This is a genomic window from Streptomyces sp. NPDC050448 (assembly GCF_040655295.1).
Lineage (GTDB): Bacteria > Actinomycetota > Actinomycetes > Streptomycetales > Streptomycetaceae > Streptomyces.
On the sequence record NZ_JBFAJR010000143.1, the window covers coordinates 1 to 1,109 of the forward strand.

Below are 1,109 nucleotides of genomic sequence, written 5' to 3' on the forward strand. Positions count from 1 at the left end.
GCCAACCAGGCAGCGACCGAACCAGTGAACCTGAAACCACGTCAACCCGCCCCGACCAGCTAGTCAACACCTCCCGCGCAACGGGGGAACCTCAGCCCGGCGCGTGGTGCTTTGGGCCGCCCTCGGCATCCTGATGTGACCAGGCGTAGCTCGCATGCAGTGAGGCTGGCGCACCGTTCGCGCTTCTGTGGCAGCGGAATCGTCGGACGCCGCCTCACTTTGCGGCCTTGCGAAAACGACCTCCTAGAAGAACCCGAGCTTCTTCGGCGAGTAGCTGACCAGCAGGTTCTTGGTCCACTGGTAGTGGTCCAGCATCATCTTGTGTGTCTCTCGGCCGATGCCTGACTGCTTCACTCCTCCGAAAGCAGCGTGGGCGGAGTTTGAAGCAAGTCCGTAGACGTGGAAGGTGGCTGACCAGGCATGATGACGGACGCGGAGTGGCTTGATCGCTGGCTGCAACGGGCTCCGGCCCTTTCAACGGAGACCCTGGAGCGACTCATGGAGCACCTGACCGAGGAGGAGGACGAGTGACCCTGGGTCTCCGCCACATCAGCTCGGCCGCGTCCGACACGCCGAGCCCGATCCCGAGCCGTTGGGTGAATCCCCGTGCACCTGTCGTATCGGCTGCGGACACGACGATCAACATTGGCACCAGCGTCAGGAGCCCGAGCGCCGTGAATCCCAGGTAACGCTGCCACAGGCCACCGGCCTGTTCACCATCGCACCCGACGCCGGTGCGCCCGCCGACTCGCGCGGAGGATGACGGCGTCTCCCACGCTGCCCTGCGCTGCTGGTACGGCCACACGGCCACACGGTCGTGTTTCTCGCGGACCGCCGCAGCGGATCGAACGCGACGAAGTGATCCGGCCACTCGCCTGCGGCCCGAGCCGCACCAGCGGCGCGCCGGCGAGCCGGTCCTGTAGTCGCTCGAAGGCAAGCCGCTCCACGGGGTCCCCGACGATCAGCTCGCCATCCAGAGCGGCCGCGACCGCGATCGCGTGAAACATCGACGCCCTCTCAGCTTGACGTTTAACGTTGCTGGGCTTGGTGTTCCTTGATCGACTCGGCACGTTTGACTGTCTTGCCGACGTTGTGGTGCCTGGCCCGGT

At 65.6% G+C, this 1,109-nt stretch carries 1 pseudogene; it reads right to left on the reverse strand.

Annotated features, from left to right (window positions below):
* Window positions 1-243: 243 nt before the first annotated feature.
* Window positions 244-375 (reverse strand): annotated as a pseudogene (locus tag AB0I68_RS39145) (hypothetical protein); the annotation flags it as partial.
* Window positions 376-1,109 lie beyond the last annotated feature (734 nt).